This is a genomic window from Streptomyces sp. MJM8645 (assembly GCF_001625365.1).
Classification (GTDB): Bacteria; Actinomycetota; Actinomycetes; order Streptomycetales; family Streptomycetaceae; genus Kitasatospora.
In genome coordinates, this window is sequence record NZ_LJJF01000001.1 from 4280005 (window position 1) to 4297770 (window position 17766).

Here is a 17766-nt window from a genome sequence, read left to right on the forward strand (position 1 = left end):
CCGCAGGTGGCGGCGGCCTCACTTGCCATGATTGCCCATGGTCGCCAGCTGCTCCACCCAGTGTGCGCGCTCGTCGGTGAACTCCGTTATCTCCGAGGAGAGTTGGACCAGCATTCGGAGCGAGGACCGTTGCGCGGCGAGCCGTTGCCGGTCGCCGGGCGGAAGGGCGGCCCGCAGCTGTGCGGCCTCCCGCAGCGCGCGGTACGCCTCGTCGTCCCGTCCGGCCCGGACGAGGCCGATCGCCTGCCGGTGCAACGCCTCCGGGAGCCTGGCCAGGTAGCGGCCGGGCTGCTGGTCGGCCAGCTCGCGCAGCAGCGCGAGCGCCCGGTAGCCGGCCGTCACCGCCTCGACGGGCCGGCCGGCCAGTTGCCCGCACCGGGCGAGGAGTTGGAGGCAGGTCAGCAGGGTGTCGTCCTGCCGGGACCCCGGTTCGGCCTCCTCGCACAGCTCGACGCCGTGCGCGGCTGCGTCGAGGGCCGCGCTCACCTGGCCGTCCTCCATCCGCACCAGGGCCAGGGTGCTCAGCGCCGTCGCGGTGTCCAGGAGGTACGTCTGGCGCAGGGTGTCGTCCCCGTCCGCCCCGGCGAGGAGTTCCTCGTAGCGGGCGACGGCCGACCTGGCGTGTTCGAGCGCCGGTTCGGTCCGGTGGGCGCGGTGCAGCAGGAGGCTCACGTTGTGGAGCGCCCTCGCGTACTCGGGGAGGTGGCGGCCGGTCTGCCGGACGAGGTCCCGGCTGAGGCGGACGGCCTGCTGGGCGGCGGTCAGCGCCGAGTCGCCGTCGCCGGGGCGGACGCCGTCCGCGGCGAATACGCGAGGGGTGGGTACGCGAGGGGTGAGTCCGTCCGCGGCGAGTAAGCCCGGGGCCAGTCCGTCCGCACCGGGTACGCCCGGGGCGGTCTCGTCGAGCCGGAGGCTGTAGCTGATGAGGCGGCGCAGCCTGCGCAGCTGGTCCTCCTCGCCGAATTCGGGGTCCGGCTGGTCCAACAGGCGCTTCAGGACCAGCGCCGCCACCGGCGACATGCTGGAGGGGTAGCCGGGCAGCCGGCTCTCGACGGCGGCGAGGACGTCCGGTTCGCACGCCTGTACGGCGGGCAGCATGAGGGCCGCCAGCGGTTCGGCGTGCGGCAGTACGGCGCCGTTGACGGCCAGGGCCGGCAGGAGCGCGTCGGGCCGCTCGGTGATGCTCCGGGCCAGTGCGGCGTCCAGGGCCGGGTGGGCGGGGTGGTCCACGACCCGCCCCACCCCGGTGCAGCCGCGGGCGCGGGCGAGGATCTCCACGGTCTCGGTGGCCGCCGCGATCCGCTCCTGCGGCGAGGCGGGGTGCGGCGGGTCCAGCAGGGCGAGCAGGTACTCCTCGGAGCGTCCCGAACTCTCCGGCGTACTCAGCACCCGGCGGACCAGGATCTCGCCGATCCGGCTCGGGCCGACGGGGGCGACCAGGCCGTCCTCGGCCGGGTAGAGCATGCGCAGGAGGGCGTTGACGACGTTCATGTTGAGGGGCGGCTGGTGGGGGAAGGCCTCGGCCCGGACCCGTTCCAGCAGGGCGATCAGCCGGTCCGAGCGCCGTCCGGGGGCGAGGACCGGGACGAGGAGGAGCCCTTCCGCCAGGAGCCGGCCGGCCTCGCCGGCCAGGGCCGGCTCCGCGGGCAGCCACGCCGTGAGCTGCGCGTGCCAGACCCGGACCTCGTGGTCGCAGAGCCGTTCCAGCGGATCGCCGTGCCCGGACCAGCTGCTTCCCCGGGCGAGGGTGAGGACGGCGTCCAGCGCGAGTGCGAGCACGCCGAGCAGCGAGTCCTCCCGCCCGGCGCGCGACGGAAGGCTCCTCGGTACGGGCAGGTGGTCGTGGCCGAGTCGTCGGGCGAAGACCTCGAAGGCCGAGACGACCAGCGCGGCGGGCGAGGCGTCCCCGGCGGAAGCAGTGGAAGGGACGGAGGGGATCGTCCTGGGGAGTTCCACGACGCTGGCGTCGGCCAGCGCCCAGTCGTCGACGCCGCTCTGCAGCGCCCGCCAGAAGGGCTCGGCCGTGCGGGCGAGCAGCAGGAGGCGCAGCCGGGGCTGCTCGGGTCCGAACCGCGAGACGTGGTCCACCAGGGTGCGGATGTCCTCCAGCCGGGCCTGGGCGTAGTCGAAGACGGCGAGGACCGCCAGACCGTCGTCGAGGGCGGTGGTCAGCTCGTCCAGCCACCCCGGTCCCGCGAGGCTGCTGCGCTGCACGAAGCCCGCGAGCCAGCCGTCCTCGGCCATCAGCCGGCACAGCTCGGCGGCGAGCCTGGTCTTGCCGGAGCCGCCGGGCGCGTGGAGCAGGCGCAGCAGCAGCGGGGTCTCGTCGGCGCACCAGGCCCGCAGTTCGGCGAGTTCCGGGCGGTCCACGAAGGGCATCGCGCCCTGCGTCAGCAGCTGGGCGGGGGTCGGCCGGGGCGTCTGGCGGGGGCGGTGGTGCCCGTACGCCCCGAAGAGCCGGACCTGGCGTCCGGCCCGGTCCATCGCCAGGTCGTACCAGGCCGTGCCGGGCCGGTGGCCGAGTCCGTTGCGCCGGGCCAGTTCGGGGAAGCAGGTCCGCACCGCGTCGACGGGGACCATCCAGCCGCCCAGGACGGCCGTCTCGTCGCGGGAGGTCTTGAGCACTCCGCACACCCGTCCGGTGGCGGGGTCGAGTACGAGGCTGCCGCTGAACCCCTGGACGACCTGGTCGCTCTTGAGCCGGACGAAGTGGCCCGCTTCGCCGGAGCGGCCGACGACGGAGAGGTACAGGGTGTCCCGGTGGGTGCCGGCGTCCAGGGTCGCGTCGCTGAATCCGTGGACGATCACGTCCGAGCCGCCGGGGGGCACCTGATCGGCGAGCCAGACGCCCGCGGTGTCCAGCGGTTCGGGGAGGCGGAGCACCGCGAGGTCCGGGTACGCGTAGATGCCGCCGTCCGGGTCCTGCCGCGGTTCCCGGGCCACCACCTCGGCCCGGAGCGTGCGCCCGTGCACCGTCACTGCCGGGTGCGGGTCGGAGCGGACGACGTGGGCGCAGGTCAGCACGGTGTCGGGGGCGACCAGGAAGCCGGTGCCGGAGCTCTCCGCGGTCTCGATCAGTACCGCCTGTTCCGTGGCGAGTCGGCTGACGGCCTCCCGGCGCCGCCGGGTCTCGTTGTCGGGGATCACGCGGGGTCCCTTCGATCGGGGGTGCCAGGGTGTCGTGCCCGGCCGTCGGAATCCAGTGCCGGAGGTGCACCGGGGCGTAGTTGACGCAGGGTCCAGCCGTGGGCGCCGGGGGTCAAGGGGGCGGTGTGGGCGGTGAGGAGTTCGGCGGCGCGGCGGTAGGAGAGGCGGGCGCGGCCGGTGTGGGGGCAGCGGTCGGGGGCGGGGGTGCCGGCGGGGGCGCGGCGGTCGGTGAGGAAGAGCGGGCCGGTGGTGCGGCCGGCGACGAGGAGGGGGAGCAGTCGGGCGGTGCCGCTCTGCCAGTGGACGGGGGTGCGGCCGGGCCGGTGGAGGGTGCGGTGCCGGGGCAGGTCGAGGTGGTCGGTGTCGAGGGCGAGGACGGTGTCGATGGCGGCGCCGGACTCGTGGAGCAGGTGCCAGAGCGACTGTTCGCGCAGGGGCGCGCGGAGGGCGAAGAGGGCGCGCAGGTCGTCGGGGGTCAGGGGAGCGACGGTCGGTCCGGGCCGCGGGCCGGGGTGCAGGTCGGTGGTGGGGTCGTCGTCGAGCCAGTGCTGGGCCCGCCACCAGGCCACGGCGGCGCGCAGGGTGGAGAGTTCGCGGTTGAGCGTGCGCGGGTCGGTGTCGGCGCGGCGGCGGTCGGCGGCGGTGCGCAGGCGGCGGGCGGCGTCCGGGTGGTCGAGCAGGGCGAGCGGGAGGACGGGCGGCCGGGCGCGCCGCCGGTCGGGGCCGGTGGGGGCGGGGCGGTCGGCGAGGGCCCAGGCCCAGGTGTTCAGGGCGATCCGGTAGATCCGCCGGGAGCCTTCGGCGAGCCCGGAGGCGGCCAGGTAGCGCTCGACGGCGACGGCGTACTCGACCGGGGGGAGCTCTGCCATGTCGGGGCCTCTTCCGCAGTAAATCAACTCGGGCCGGACTCCTGAAGGCTACCCATGAAGCGCAGTAAATCGCAGGTGAACAGCCGTTTCTGAGGCCGTTTACTGCGGCGGTCGGCGGGGCGCGAAATATTGAGGCCAAAAGACTCAACTTTTCCCCGGAAACCCTTGAACGCCGTTCCCGTCCGGGGGCAGACTGCCGCCCATGGCAGTGGATGCGGAACGGATCCCGGCCCGCCGCCGGCGGCTGGGAGACCGGCTCGCCGTGCTGGGCGAGCGCGATTTCGCGTGGTTCTTCGTCGGCTACTCGACCTCCCTCCTCGGCTCCTCGATGGCGCCGGTGGCGGTGGCCTTCGCGGTGCTCGACGGCGGCGGCGGCGGAACCGACCTGGGGTGGGTGATGGCGGCCCGGATCCTGCCGGTGGTGCTGGTGCTGCTGGCCGGCGGGGTGATCGCGGACCGGTTCGGCAGCCGCCGGGTGATGCTGGGTTCGGACGTCCTGCGCGGGCTCGTCCAGGCGGTGTTCGCCGCGCTGCTGACGGCCGGGCGGGCGCCGGTCTGGGCGATGGTCGCGCTGGTGGCGGTGTGGGGGATCGGGGAGGGGCTGTTCCTGCCGGCCCTCGGAGCGATCGTGCCCGGCCTGGTGCGCCGGAAGGAGCTCCTGGCCGACGCGAACACCCTGCTGGGGCTGGCCCGTTCGGTGGCCACGGTGGCCGGGCCCGCGACGGCCGGCCTGGTGACGGCGACGCAGGGACCGGCGGTGGTCCTGCTGGCCGACGCGGTGACGTACGGCGTCGGCGCGTTCGCCCTGGCCAGGCTCCGGCTGCCCGACCGCGCGGCGAACGCGGCCGGCGGCGAGCAACCGATGCTCGCCGAACTGCGGGCCGGCTGGTCGGAGTTCGCCTCCCGGCCGTGGTTCTGGATCACCACCGTCCAGATGGGCCTGTTCAACCTGCTGGTCTGGGCGCCGTTCCTGGTGCTCGGCCCGCTCGCCGCGCAGCGGGACCTCGGCGGCGCCCGGGCCTGGGGCCTGGTGATGGGGGTGTACGGCGTCGGTGCGGTGCTGGGCGGGCTGGTGATGCTCGGGCGCCGGCCCGAGCGGCCGCTCGCGGTGGCCACCGTGGCCACGCTGGCCTGGGCGCTGCCCTCCGCCGCGCTCGCGGCCGGTGCGCCGTTGCCGTGGGTGGTGGCGGGCGCGCTGGTGGCGGGGGTCGGCTCGGCGGTCAGCGGGACGCTGGTCAGCACGACGATGCAGAGCTGGGTGCCGCCGGAGGTGCTCGGCCGGGTCAACTCCTTCGGGGCGCTCGGCGCGTTCGTGCTGGGGCCGCTCGGGCTGGCGGCGGCCGGACCGGCGGCGGACCGGATCGGCGTGGACAAGGTGCTGCTGCTCGGTGCGGTCTGGCAACTCGTGGCCGGTACGGTGGTGTTGGCGGTGCCGGCGGTTCGGAACCGCCGCTGGGAAGGGAGCCGGCACGGCGAGGACGGGCGCCACGGCGACCGGGAAAGCGCGCCCTGACCCGTGCTGGTCCGATCTTTCCGGGATCCGCCGACCACCCGCCCCCGAACGGCTCCGGGGCGCACCCCCGGCCCCGGTGCGGCCCACCGCGTACCGTACCCGGCCGGCCCCGGAGCGCGACCAGGTCCGGCCGCCGCACCCCCGCCGCCCGCGGCGGGCGCCGCGGCCGGACCGGTCGTACCGTGGAGGGAGCGGGGGTGGACGGAGGAGGTTTGACCATGCCCGGTTCGCTCACCATCAGCCACCACGAGTCCGCGGCCACCCTGGACCGCACGGACGCCGAGCGGCTCGCCACCGTACTGGCGGAGCTGGCGTACCTGCTGGAGATCCCGGGGCCGAACCGGATCAACGACGCGCAGCTCACCCTGCTGTGCGAGGGCCGGGCGCCGGACCGCGCCGAGCTGTCGCACTGGTCCCGGGCGCTCGCGGCCGAGCTGAAGGGGCGGCGCTGACGGCCCCGCTGTCCGCCGCAGCCGACGGCCCCGGTGCCCGCCGACGCCGGAGGCGCGCCGCCCCGCCCGCCGTACGATGGCGTGCGGGGCGGGCGGAGGTCGCGCGCCCCGCGGGCGCCGGAGTGGCCGGCGGCCGGTCCGGCGGAGGGTGGGGGCCCGAGCGTGCCGCAGTCCTGGTCGATGTCCTGGCTGACGGTGGAGACGCCGCTGCCCAGCGGCCCGATGCACATCGCCGTGACGCCGCTGGGCGTGGCGGCGGCCGGGTACGGCGGGCGGGACGGCGAACTGCCGCCGTGCACCGACGCGTCGAAGACCGCCGCCGTCCGGGACCGGATCGGCGCCTATCTGGCGGGCCGCAGCCGTGAGTTGGGCCTGCCGATCGACTGGAGCCTGAGCTCCGGCCCGCACCGCACCGTGCTGCGCACGCTCTGGCAGGAGGTGCCGTACGGCCGGACCATCACCTACGGCGAACTGGCGGTCCTCAGCGGGGTGTTCGAGGACGTGGCCGAGCCCGGCCTGGCGGCGCGGACGGTCGGCCAGATGATGGCCGCCAATCCCGTCGCCCTGTTGGTGCCCTGCCACCGGGTGGTGGCGGCGGACGGGATCGGCGGCTTCGGCGGCGGCCGGGTGGGGATCGACGTGAAGCGCTGGCTGCTCACCCTGGAGGGCGTGCTGGAGCCGACGCTCGACTGGAACGGCCCGCTGTAGCACCGGGGTTGCCGTCGGCGCGGCCGCACCGAGCCCCACAAGAGCCACGTGTGAGTCTCGCATGAGCCACGTACGAGCCGCCCGCCGTCGGGTCCGGACTACCGCTGCCGGACGAGGGAGACGGCGCCCGGCGCCCGGCGCGGCCGCACCGGCTGGATGCCGGAGACCAGGGTGTACTCGACGCCGTGCACGTCCGGATCCACCCCGGTGGGTTCCGGCCGTTCGCCGAGCGCCAGCCGGACGGCGTCCCAGGGCAGGTTGAGGCCGCACAGCCGCAGCTGGTGGAGCCCGGCGGCGGGCCGGGTGTTGACGTCGATCACCACCGGTCGCCCGGCCAGTTCGCGGAACTGGATGTTGGACAGGTACGCCATCCGGCTCGCCCCGACCAGGCGCCGGACCGGCTCCAGGTACCGCGGGTCGGCGGTGAAGCCGCGGCGGCGGCCCTCCTTGGTGCGGCCGACCACGGTGAGCGGGTGGCCGGCCCGGTCGGCGAGGCAGTCCACCGAGACCTCCGGCCCGTCCAGGTAGGGCATCACCAGCAGGTCGACGGGCTCGTCCCCCTCGTCCCCCGCGCCCGGTCCGGCGGACAGGGCGGCGGCCACCTGCTCGACCTGGACCCGGTGGTCCCAGCCGTGAAGCCGCCGTGGCCCGTACGGCTCCCGGGTGAGCACCCGGAAGCCCGTGCCGCCCGCGCCGGTGGTGGGTTTGAGGCAGGCGGTGTGCCCGGCGGCCTCGATCCGGCCGACGGCGTCGAGCAGTTCGTCGGCGGTGCGCACCCGCCACCAGGGCGGGGTGGGCAGTCCGGCGGCGGCGATCGCCCGGTAGCCGTCGGCCTTGCTGGTGTAGGTGGCGATGGCGGTGGCCGGCGGGCAGAGCAGGGTGGTGCCGATCGCCTCGAACTCCGGCCGGGCGAGGGCGATGGCGAGCTGGTGCAGCTGCGGGAGGAAGACGGTTATGGAGTGCCGGGCGCAGTAGTCGAGCGCGTAGCCGACGTAGGCGTCGGCGGGCAGGTCGGCGGGTTCCAGGGTGCCGTGGTCGGCGGCGGCGAGCACCGGGGAGTCGGGGTCGGCGTGGGTCGCGTGGACCGCCACCGGGCGAGGAGCGGTGCGGAGTTGTTCGATGAAGAAGACGTTCTCGGCGTAGGTGCGGTTGAGCCAGACACGGACGGGGGCTGTCAAGACTGCCTCCCAGGGCATGGGGTGACGAAGGGTCAGGGCTCGTGGTCGGCCGTGCTCGTCAACTGGCCTGGGGGCCCTGTGAGGTGGCACCTTAGCGGCCGGCTCCCCGGGCCCGGACGGGAGGGGTGCCGGGCGTGCGGGTGTCAAGGGGTGGCGACGGAGGGGGTGTCGATGGGGGAGGATGGGAGGCGGTATTCCCGATAAGTTCGAATAATCAATCGAACAGATATCGATCGGGTGATCCAGTCGTACTATTTGTTCGGTTATCCCGAACCACTCGAATGAGTGATTGCGGCATGCACCCGAATGGGCCCACCATGAAGCTGCAACATGAATGTGCAAGGCGACACTTCATCGGGCATGCGAAGGGCTCCCCCTATGTCGACCGAAACCAATGCCGGTGTTCCCGCGCCCAGCGCGCAACCGGAGATCCGGCAGCAGCAGAGTCTGAGCACGGCGGGTGCGCGGAACCTCGCCACGACCACCAAGTCCGCGCCGCAGATGCAGGGCATCAGCCCGCGCTGGCTGCTCAAGACGCTGCCCTGGGTGCAGGTGTCCGGCGGTACCTACCGGGTCAACCGCCGCCTGCGCCACTCGGTCGGCCGCGGTCGGGTGAGCTTCGTCAAGACCGGCTCCGAGGTGCGGATCGTCCCGCCGACGCTGGCCGAGGTGCCGGTGCTGCACGGCTTCCAGGACGAGGCCGTCCTGACGGAGCTGGCCGGGCGCTTCGTGCAGCGGGAGTTCGCCGCCGGCGACGTACTGGTCTCTGCCGGCGCGGCGATCAACGAGGTCTTCCTCATCGCGCACGGCAAGCTCGAACGGCTCGGCACCGGCAAGTACGGCGAGGAGACGGTGGTCGGCACCCTCGCCGACGGCGACCACCTCGGCGACGAGGCCCTCCAGCAGGAGGAGGGCACCTGGCCGTACACCGTCCGGGCCGCCACCTCCGGCACCGTGATGGCGCTCTCCTGGCCCGCCTTCCAGGAGCTCCACGACCGCTCCGAGGCCCTGCAACTGCAGGTCATCGAGTACCTGAACGGCTTCCAGCAGGCGCAGAACAAGCACGGCGAGGCCGCGATCGACCTCTCCGCCGGGCACCGGGGCGAGTACGAGCTGCCCGGCGCCTTCGTGGACTACGAGCTCAAGCCCCGCGAGTACGAGCTGAGCGTCGCGCAGACCATCCTCAAGGTGCACTCCCGCGTCGCCGACCTCTACAACCAGCCGATGAACCAGACCGAGCACCAGCTCCGGCTGACCATCGAGGCGCTGCGCGAGCGCCAGGAACACGAGCTCGTCAACAACCCCGAGTTCGGCCTGCTGGAGAACGCCGCGTACGACCAGCGGATCCAGACCCACTCCGGCCCGCCCACCCCCGACGACATGGACGAGCTGCTCAGCCGCCGCCGCGGCACCAAGATGTTCCTCGCCCACCCCAAGGCCATCGCCGCCTTCGGCCGCGAGTGCAACAAGCGCGGCCTCGTCCCCGGCACGGTCGAGGTCGAGGGCAAGCACGTCACGGCCTGGCGCGGGGTGCCGGTCTTCCCGTGCAACAAGATCCCGGTCATCGGCGGGCACACCAGTTCGATCATGGCGCTGCGCGTCGGCGAGGACAACCAGGGCGTCGTCGGCCTGCACCAGACCGGAATTCCGGACGAGTACCAGCCGAGCCTTTCGGTGCGGTTCATGGGAATCGACGACAAGGCCGTCATTTCCTACCTGGTCAGCGCCTATTACTCCGCCGCGATTCTGGTCCCGGACGCGGTCGGCGTCCTGGAGAACGTGGACGTCGCGCAGCGCTAGGCCCTGTCCGGGCGAGTCTCAACCATTCCGGCCCGGGCGCGCGATATCCGGGCACGCGCCCAGGCCCGGGCACCGGCCGACCGGAGCCGGTCGGAATTCCACGCCGCCCGGCCGGGGCACCCACACCCCGGCCGGGCGGCGCGCCGCGGCACGTCCGGAAAGCGGGCCGGCCGTCGGCCGACCCGGCCACCGACCGGGTCGGCCGACCCACGACCGGCACCTCACACCAGGCCGCCTCACCGCAGGCCGACAGGGGGAGAAACCCATGACGAGCTCCACACTGGAGCGGGACCACAAAGAGGGGAACGAGGCGGCGGACGTCCTCGCCCGGGCCCGCAACCTGGTCGACCCGGTCCTGCGGGCCGCCGTCGACTCACTGCCGGGCGCGATGCGCAAGGTCGCCGGCTACCACTTCGGCTGGTGGGAGGCGGACGGCTCGCCCGCCGACGCCCCCTCCGGCAAGGCGATCCGGCCCGCCATGGTCCTCGCCGCCACCCAGGCACTCGGCGGCACGACCGCCGAGGCCACCGCCGCGGCCGCCGCCGTCGAGCTGGTGCACAACTTCACGCTGCTCCACGACGACGTCATCGACCGGGACGAGACGCGCCGCCACCGGCCCACCGCCTGGCGGGTGTTCGGCACCACCGAGGCCATCCTGGCCGGGGACGCCATGCACTCGCTGGCGCTGCGCCTGCTCGCCGAGGACGCCCACCCGGCCGCCCGGAGCTCGGTCCGCCGGCTCACCGACTGCGTGGTCGAGCTGTGCGAGGGCCAGCAGATCGACTGCGCCTTCGAGCAGCGCAGCGACGTCTCGCTCGCCGAGTGCCTGGCGATGGCGGAGGCCAAGACCGGCGCCCTGCTCGGCGCCGCCTGCGCGATGGGCGCCCTGTACGGCGGCGGGTCGGAGGAGGCCGCGCAGGCGATGGACGGCTTCGGCCGGGAGATCGGCCTGGCGTTCCAGCTGATCGACGACCTGATCGGCATCTGGGGCGATCCGGCGGTGACCGGCAAGCCGGTGGGCGCGGACCTGGTCGCCCGGAAGAAGTCGCTGCCGGTGGTCGCGGCGCTGGGCTCCGGCACCCCCGAGGGGGCCCGGCTCGCCGGGCTGTACGCCCTCGAACGCCAGCTCAGCCCTGAGGAGTTGGCGCAGTGCGCGGCGTCCGTCGAAGGCGCCGGCGGCCGCGGCTGGGCGCAGGGCGAGTCCTGCGAGCGGATGGCGGCGGCGATGGCGCAGCTGGCCACGGCCGTCCCGGAGCCGTCGGCGGCCGACGAACTGCTGGTGCTGGCCGAACTGGTCACCCGCCGCAGCCACTGACCGGGCTCGTCCGACCGGGCTCGTCCGACCGGGCTGGTCCGGCCGGACTCGGCTGACCGGACTCGTCGGGAGTGGGAAGTCGGCCGGTCCGACTTCCCACTCCGGGCCCGGCGCCCGCACCCGCACCCGTACCCGTGTCAGCGCCGGTAGCTGGTGGCCGGCGGGCGCCCGGGAAGCGTCGGGCCACCCGACATGCTGACCCGCCCCACCCCGCATAGCATCCCCTATGTACTCGTATGTCCCGAATTCCGGTGCGCGCCTGCGCCGCCGGCCTTCCGTGCACTGGGGAGAGCGACGAGCATGGCCAACCCGGCACTCGTGGACCCGGCCACGATCCGCGCGACCGCCGCCGAGGCCTGGATCCGTGCCTACCCGATCCTGCAGAACTACCGCACCCTGTACGCGCAGGCACTGGACGACGCGGACCCGGGGTACGTCGGCGGCTTCGGCGTCTTCCGCCACCGCTCGCAGCCGTTCACCCCGGCCGACACCGACGTCGCCTCCCCCGACAACGACACCCCGCACTCCTGGGCCTGGCTCGACTTGCGCGCCGAACCGTGGGTGGTGTCCGTCCCGGCCGCGGACCGCTACTACGTCCTCCCGCTGCACGAACTCGACACCGTGTACGCCGGGTTCGTCGGTGCCCGGAGCACCGGCCAGGAGGCCGGCGACTACCTGGTGGCCGGCCCCGACTGGCAGGGCGATCCCCCGCCCGGCATCCGGGGCGTGCTCCGCACCGCCACCCGCCTGGTCGGCATCCTCGGCCGCACCCACCTCACCGGCGACACCCCCGCGGACATCGGCGAACTGAAGGCCGTCCAGCAGCAGTACCGGCTGCGCCCGCTGCACGAGTACGCCGGCACCCCGGCGCCCGCCCCCGCGCCGGAGCCGGTCTGGCCGGTCTGGCGCGAGGAGGTGCTGGACACCGTCGAGTTCCTCAGCTTCCTCGACTTCCTGCTCGGCTTCTTCCCGCTCCGCGGGCCCGTCGAGCTGCCGCCCGCCGAGGTCGACCTGCGCGGCCGCCTCACCGACCTCGGCGTCGACGGGCGCGGCGAGTTCGAGCCCGCCACGCTGCCGATCGAGGTCCGGGCCGAGATCGAGCGCGGCATCGCGGACGGCCGCGCACGGCTGGAGCGCGCCGCCGCCGAATCCGAACCCACCACCCCGGCCGCACTCTTCGGCACCCGTGAGCGGATCGGCGGGGACTTCCTCCGCCAGGCCCTCGGCGCCAGGCTCGGCCGCTACGGGCTGCCCACCGAGGAAGTCTGGTGCGGCGGTTGGGCGGCGGACAGCGCGGGCAACCGGCCGCCGAACGCCAGCGACCGCGACTACGCCGTCCGCTTCGGCCCGGACGACCTGCCGCCGGCCCGGTACTTCTGGTCCGCCACCATGTACGCGCTCCCGGACCGCCTGCTGGTCGACAACACCCTGGACCGCTACGCGATCGGCGACCGCACCCCCGGCCTGGTCCGCGACCCGGACGGCGGGCTCACCCTCCACCTCCGGCACAAGCGGCCCGCCGACGCCCAGCACTCCGCCAACTGGCTGCCCGCCCCGGACGGCCCGTTCACGGTCGTCGTCCGGCTCCACGGCCCGGACCGGTCCGTCCTCGACGGCCGCTGGCACCTCCCGCCGCTCGACCCGAGCTGACCCGAGCTGACCCGCAGCGCAGAAATCCGCACCGCAGAAATCCGCACCGCAGGGATCCGCACCGCAGAGACCGCGCCGACCGGACGAAGGACACCCCGATGAACCACCCCGAGCTGGAGGCCCTGGCCGCCGACGCCTACGTCTACGGCTACCCGATCGTCGCCGACCTCACCATGGTCGAGCGCTTCTCCCGGGGCGGCCTGGGCACCCTGCCGGCGGCGTCGTTCAACCACTTCAGCCACGCCACCCGGCTGGCCGGGCCCAAGGACCACTTCGTCTCGGTCAACAACGACACCCTCTACTCGATCGCCCAGCTCGACCTCTCCGAGGGCCCGCAGGTGCTGCGCGTCCCGGACACCGCGGGCGCCTACTACGTGCTGCAGGTCGTCGGCGCGTGGACGGACAACGTCGCCTACGTCGGCAGCCGTGCCACCGGCACCGGCGAGCAGACCTGGCTGATCGTCCCGCCCGGCTGGCACGGCACCCCGTCCGACCCGGCCCGGGTGATCGAGGCGCCGACCACGGTGGCGACCATCGTCGGCCGCTTCGCCTGCACCGGGCCGGACGACCTCCGCCGGGTCAAGGCCCTCCAGAAGGCCCTCACCCTGGAGCCGCTGGAGCCCGGCGGGCTGGTCGCCGGACTGCCCGAGCCCGATCCGGAGGTGCCCGAGCGGCTGGCCTTCTTCGAACGGCTTCGGGTCTGGATGCAGGCCTTCCCACCGGCCGGTCCGGACGTCGAGTACCAGCAGCGCTTCGCCCCGCTCGGCCTGCTCGACGAGGGCACCTCGCCGTACCGTGCGGCCGCCGCGGACTGGACCCTCGCGCTGGCCAAGGGCCTGGCCGCAGGCCGCGAACGGGTCGAGGACGCCACCCGCCCGCCCGAGGACCACCCGCCCGGCGAGTGGCGCTCGGCGCTCCACCTGTTCGACTACAACATCGACCACCTGGGCCCCGGCACCCTCGACGACCCCGAGTGGCGCATCCCCGACCGCCGCGCCGGCTACCTCAGCCGGGCCGCCGCCGCCCGGGCCGGCCTCTGGGGCAACCACGCCTACGAGGCCTCGTTCGCGATGACCTACGACGACTCCGGCGGCCGCCCGCTCAGCGGCGCGCACCGCTACACGCTGCGGTTCGACCAGCCACCGCCGGCCGAGGCGTTCTGGTCCGTCACGATGTACGCGCTGCCGGACTACTACCTGGTGGACAACCCGATCGAGCGCTACACGATCGGCGACCGCACCCCGGGCCTGGTGTACGGCGCGGACGGCTCGCTCACCCTGACGCTCCAGCACGAGCAGCCCGAGGACGAGGTGGAGGCGGCCAACTGGCTGCCCGCCCCGGTCGGCGAGTTCCGGCCGATCATCCGGCTCTACCAGCCGAAGCCGGCCGTGCTGGACGGCAGTTACCGGGTGCCGCCGATCGACCGGAGCTGACCGCCGACGCCGCCGGACGCGGACGTCGAGGGGGACACCGGACGCTCAGTGCGGAGCCGGGGTCGCGGTGCCCGTCGGGGTGCCCGAGGGCGGTGGCGAGGACGGGTGCGCGGACGCCGATGCCGATGCCGATGCTGACGACGAAGGCGAAGGCGAGGACGACGCCGAGGAGGACGGCGACGGCGAGGGAGCGGAGGACGACGGCGACCCCGACGGGGACGGAGCCGCCGTGGCCGGCACCGACGGCTGCGGGGAACTGCTCGGCTGCGGGTCCGTCGTGGCCGACGCCGACGCCGATGCCGACGTCCCCGGAGCAGCGGGGGAGGAGGCCGAGCCGCCCCGGTTGTGCGGTCCGCCCTCCAGGGTGACCACCGCCTGCGAGGGCGGCAGCGCGATCCGGGCGGTCCAGTGTGCGGTGGGCGCGAGGTCCTCGTCCACGGTGACGGTCACGGTGATCCGCTGGCCCGGTGCGAGGGTGCCGGAGTCGCGGCTGAGCCGCAGCCAGCCGGCGTCCGTCACGGCGTGCCAATGGATCTCGGTGGTGCCGGAGTCGGTGAGGGTGAGGACGGTCCGGCTGCCGTACTCGGCGGCCTCGACGGTGAGCAGCCCGGCCGGGGCCGGTTCGGCGCCGCCCGGGCCGCCGCCGGGCGCGGGTGCCTGGCCGACGGCGGGTGCGGGCGCGGCGACCAGGGTCGGACTGCCGATCGGGGTCGCCCCGTGGGCCGGTACCGGGACCGCCGGGCCCTGGAGAGTCAGCCGTGGAAAGCCGAGGGGCAACGTTTCTGCACCCCCCGCCCCCGCACCCGCCAACTCCATCCCCGGCACCCCCGGCACCCCCATGCCCGCCGTCGTGCCCGCCGCCGGCCACGGCTTCGACGGCTGCTGCCCGCCCGTCCGCCCGGCCTTCTCCACCCGCACCGTGGACACCGCGGCCGCCGTCCCCTCCCCGCTGCTCCGGTGCCCCGCCCACAGGGCGACCACCGGCGCCGCCAGGACGGCCGCGAGCACCCCGGTGGTCACCACCCGCCGACGCACCGCCAGCGCCCGGCCCGCGTCCGGCGCCCGGTGCCGGGGAAAGCCGCCCTGGTCGAACCGCAGCCCCGACTCGGCCACCGGCGCCGCCCCCGCCCGCCGCACCGCACCGGCCGCCGACGGCAGGTACGCCGCTCCCTCGCCTCCCTCGCCCGAGGGCACCGGGGCGGGCGCCGGGGCCGGGGCGGGCGCCGCCAGCAACGGCAGCCCGGACAGCCCCGCCGCGCCCTCCGCCACCTCGCCGGCCACCCGCTCCGCCGTCCCCCGGCAGGTCGGGCAGTCCACCACGTGCTGCACCAGCTCCCGGCGCAGCGCCGGGCCGAGCACCCAGTCCCGCCAGGACTCCGCCCCGGCCCCGCCGAGCCGGTCCAGCTCCGGGCAGCTGCCCACCCCGAGCACCAGCAGCGCCGCCCTGGTCCGGGCCACCTCCGCCTCGGCGGCGGCGAGCAGCGCGCGGGTCCGTTCGAACGGCAGGCCCAGCACCGCCGCCACCTCGTGCGGGGTCAGCCGGTGCCGGACGGACAGCTCCAGCGCCTCGCGCTGCTCCGGGTCGGTGCCGGCCGCCTCCGGCCAGGCGAGCGAGGCCAGCTCGCGCCGCCGCCGGGCCGCCTCGGCCTCGGTCGGCTCCGCCGTGGCGTCCCGCCCGGCGCCGTCCGCGAGCCGCCGCAGGCAGCAGTACCGGGCCAGTGAGAACAGCCAGGCCCGGACCAACCCGGGCTCGGTCAGCCGGGCGCCGTGCCGCCGTGCCAGCTCGCGGGCCTCGCGCAGGGCGCCGGCGGCCGCGTCGTGCTCGCACAGCACCGAGAGACAGTAGGTGAACAGGCCGTCCACCTGCCGGTCGTACGCCGCCAGCACGGCGGCCGGCGGCCCTTCAGTACGCGTTGTCACCCGTCCGACGGTAGAGACGGCGGGCGGCGTACCTCGGCCATTCGCCGTGTATGTACTTCTTTCGGGTAACAACATCGCCCATCTGTGTGGGTTTGGGCCCGGTTCCGGTGGAGTTCGGGCCCGGTTCCGGCGGAGCAGGGCGTTGTCGGACCCAGGCGCTACGGTGGGCCGCATGGCTGCCCGTACCAAGACCACCGCCAAGCCGCGCCCGGCGTACCGCTGCACCGAGTGCGGCAACCAACTGCCCAAGTGGGTCGGCCGCTGCCCGGAGTGCAACGCCTGGGGCACGGTCGAGGAGTACGGCGCGGTGCCGATCCGGACGACCGCCGCGGGCCCGGTCAGCTCGCCGGCCCGTCCGATCGGCCAGGTGGACGGCCAGGTCGCGACGGCCCGCTCGACGGGCGTGCCGGAGCTGGACAGGGTGCTCGGGGGCGGGCTGGTCCCCGGCGCGGTCGTCCTGCTGGCCGGCGAGCCCGGCGTCGGCAAGTCCACCCTGCTGCTGGACGTCGCGGCCAAGGCCGCCACCGACCGGCACCGCACGCTCTACGTCACCGGCGAGGAGTCGGCCGGTCAGGTCCGGCTGCGCGCCGACCGGATCAACGCGCTCTCCGAGCACCTCTACCTCGCCGCCGAGTCCGACCTCGGCGCGGTGCTCGGGCACATCGACGCGGTCAACCCCGGTCTGCTGATCCTGGACTCGGTGCAGACCATCGCCTCCGCCGAGCTGGACGGCGCCCCCGGCGGTCCGGCCCAGGTCCGCGAGGTGGCGGGCGCGCTGATCCGGGTGTCCAAGGAGCGCGGCATGGCGACGCTGCTGGTCGGCCACGTCACCAAGGACGGCCAGATCGCCGGCCCGCGCCTGCTGGAGCACCTGGTGGACGTGGTGCTCAGCTTCGAGGGGGACCGGCACGCCCGGCTGCGGCTCATCCGCGGGATCAAGAACCGCTACGGCGCCACCGACGAGGTGGGCTGCTTCGAGCTGCACGACGAGGGCATCGTCGGCCTGGCCGATCCGTCCGGCCTCTTCCTGACCAGGCGTGACAAGCCCGTCCCGGGCACCTGCCTCACCGTCACCCTGGAGGGCAAGCGCCCGCTGGTGGCGGAGGTGCAGGCGCTGATGGTGGATTCGCAGATCCCGTCCCCGCGGCGCACCACCTCGGGCCTGGAGTCGCCCCGGATCGCGATGATCCTGGCCGTGGTGGAGCGGCACGGCGGGGTGAAGCTCGGCAAACAGGACATCTACACCGCGACGGTGGGCGGGGTGAAGTTGAGCGAGCCGTCCGCCGACCTCGCGATCGCGCTCGCGGTGGCGAGCTCCTCCTCGGACACCCCGCTGCCCAGCAACCTGGTGGCGATCGGCGAGGTCGGCCTGGCGGGCGAGGTACGGCGGGTGACGGGGGTGCAGCGGCGGCTCGCCGAGGCGCACCGGCTGGGCTTCACGCACGCCCTCGTCCCGCCGGATCCGGGCAAGGTGCCGCCGGGCATGAAGGTGGTCGAGGTGGCCGACATCGGCGAAGCGCTGCGGGCCATCCCGGGCCGCCGCCGGGCCGCCGCCAAGCCGCGCGCTGAGGCGCGTGCTGAGGCGCCGTCGGCGCCGCCGGCCCCGCGCGCGGCCCGGGTCGTCGCGCACCCGGAGGAGCTGATGGAGGGCTGGGAGCCGGTCGACTCCGACGAACTGCGCTGACCCAAGCCCTGTCGATGCCGCACGCAGTTAGACTTTCCCCAGTCTCATTGGCCAGAAGGCAGTACCGAGCGGTACTGAGCGACAGAGCAACAGACCG

The 17766-nt window shown here is 74.7% G+C and carries 12 protein-coding genes; 8 read left to right on the top strand and 4 right to left on the bottom strand.

Going from position 1 to position 17766, the window contains the following annotated elements; all coding sequences use genetic code 11:
• Nucleotides 1–18: 18 nt before the first annotated feature.
• A complete protein-coding gene (locus tag A6F73_RS18360; protein ID WP_063348806.1) occupies nt 19–3147 on the bottom strand; it encodes a trypsin-like peptidase domain-containing protein in 3129 nt (1042 codons plus the stop codon).
• Entirely contained in the window at nt 3144–4016 is an 873-nt protein-coding gene (locus A6F73_RS41520) for a hypothetical protein (RefSeq protein ID WP_063348807.1), read from the bottom strand. The genes A6F73_RS18360 and A6F73_RS41520 overlap by 4 nt, the downstream gene beginning before the upstream one ends.
• A gap of 202 nt (nt 4017–4218) precedes the next feature.
• Here A6F73_RS41520 and A6F73_RS18370 point away from each other — a divergent pair, with 202 nt between their 5' ends.
• The 3 genes from A6F73_RS18370 (at nt 4219) to A6F73_RS18380 (ending at nt 6689) form a co-directional block, all read left to right on the top strand.
• Complete coding sequence (locus A6F73_RS18370) at nt 4219–5529, top strand: MFS transporter (RefSeq protein WP_063348808.1); 1311 nt, start codon at nt 4219–4221, stop codon at nt 5527–5529.
• A 218-nt stretch (nt 5530–5747) separates the two neighbouring features.
• The gene (locus A6F73_RS18375; protein WP_063348809.1) at nt 5748–5981 is read left to right on the top strand and encodes a hypothetical protein; all 234 of its coding nucleotides are present in this window, start codon (nt 5748–5750) and stop codon (nt 5979–5981) included.
• A gap of 162 nt (nt 5982–6143) precedes the next feature.
• A complete protein-coding gene (locus A6F73_RS18380) occupies nt 6144–6689 on the top strand; it encodes a methylated-DNA--[protein]-cysteine S-methyltransferase (RefSeq protein WP_244293433.1) in 546 nt (181 codons plus the stop codon).
• A gap of 98 nt (nt 6690–6787) precedes the next feature.
• Here the strand turns inward: A6F73_RS18380 and A6F73_RS18385 are convergent, their stop codons facing one another.
• Complete coding sequence (locus A6F73_RS18385) at nt 6788–7867, bottom strand: ATP-grasp domain-containing protein (protein ID WP_063348811.1); 1080 nt, start codon at nt 7865–7867, stop codon at nt 6788–6790.
• Between the two features lie 378 nt (nt 7868–8245).
• Here A6F73_RS18385 and A6F73_RS18390 point away from each other — a divergent pair, with 378 nt between their 5' ends.
• The 4 genes from A6F73_RS18390 (at nt 8246) to A6F73_RS18405 (ending at nt 14065) form a co-directional block, all read left to right on the top strand.
• A complete protein-coding gene (locus tag A6F73_RS18390) occupies nt 8246–9667 on the top strand; it encodes a family 2B encapsulin nanocompartment shell protein (RefSeq protein WP_063348812.1) in 1422 nt (473 codons plus the stop codon).
• A gap of 265 nt (nt 9668–9932) precedes the next feature.
• Nucleotides 9933–10982 carry a family 2 encapsulin nanocompartment cargo protein polyprenyl transferase gene (locus A6F73_RS18395; RefSeq protein ID WP_063348813.1) on the top strand — a complete coding sequence of 350 codons (1050 nt, stop codon included), beginning with the start codon at nt 9933–9935 and terminating at the stop codon, nt 10980–10982.
• Nucleotides 10983–11282: 300 nt separating this feature from the next.
• Nucleotides 11283–12632 (top strand): DUF1254 domain-containing protein, encoded by a 1350-nt coding sequence (locus tag A6F73_RS18400; protein WP_063348814.1) that lies wholly within the window; start codon nt 11283–11285, stop codon nt 12630–12632.
• Between the two features lie 98 nt (nt 12633–12730).
• A complete protein-coding gene (locus tag A6F73_RS18405; RefSeq protein ID WP_063348815.1) occupies nt 12731–14065 on the top strand; it encodes a DUF1254 domain-containing protein in 1335 nt (444 codons plus the stop codon).
• 45 nt (nt 14066–14110) lie between these two features.
• On the opposite strand, the gene A6F73_RS42230 is transcribed toward A6F73_RS18405, so the two are convergent.
• Nucleotides 14111–15985, bottom strand: coding sequence for a hypothetical protein (locus tag A6F73_RS42230; protein WP_167745865.1), 1875 nt, complete (start codon nt 15983–15985; stop codon nt 14111–14113).
• A 172-nt stretch (nt 15986–16157) separates the two neighbouring features.
• On the opposite strand from A6F73_RS42230, the gene radA reads away from it, so the two are divergent.
• Nucleotides 16158–17669 (top strand): DNA repair protein RadA, encoded by a 1512-nt coding sequence (gene radA / locus A6F73_RS18415; protein WP_063348817.1) that lies wholly within the window; start codon nt 16158–16160, stop codon nt 17667–17669.
• The last annotated feature ends 97 nt before the right edge of the window (nt 17670–17766 follow it).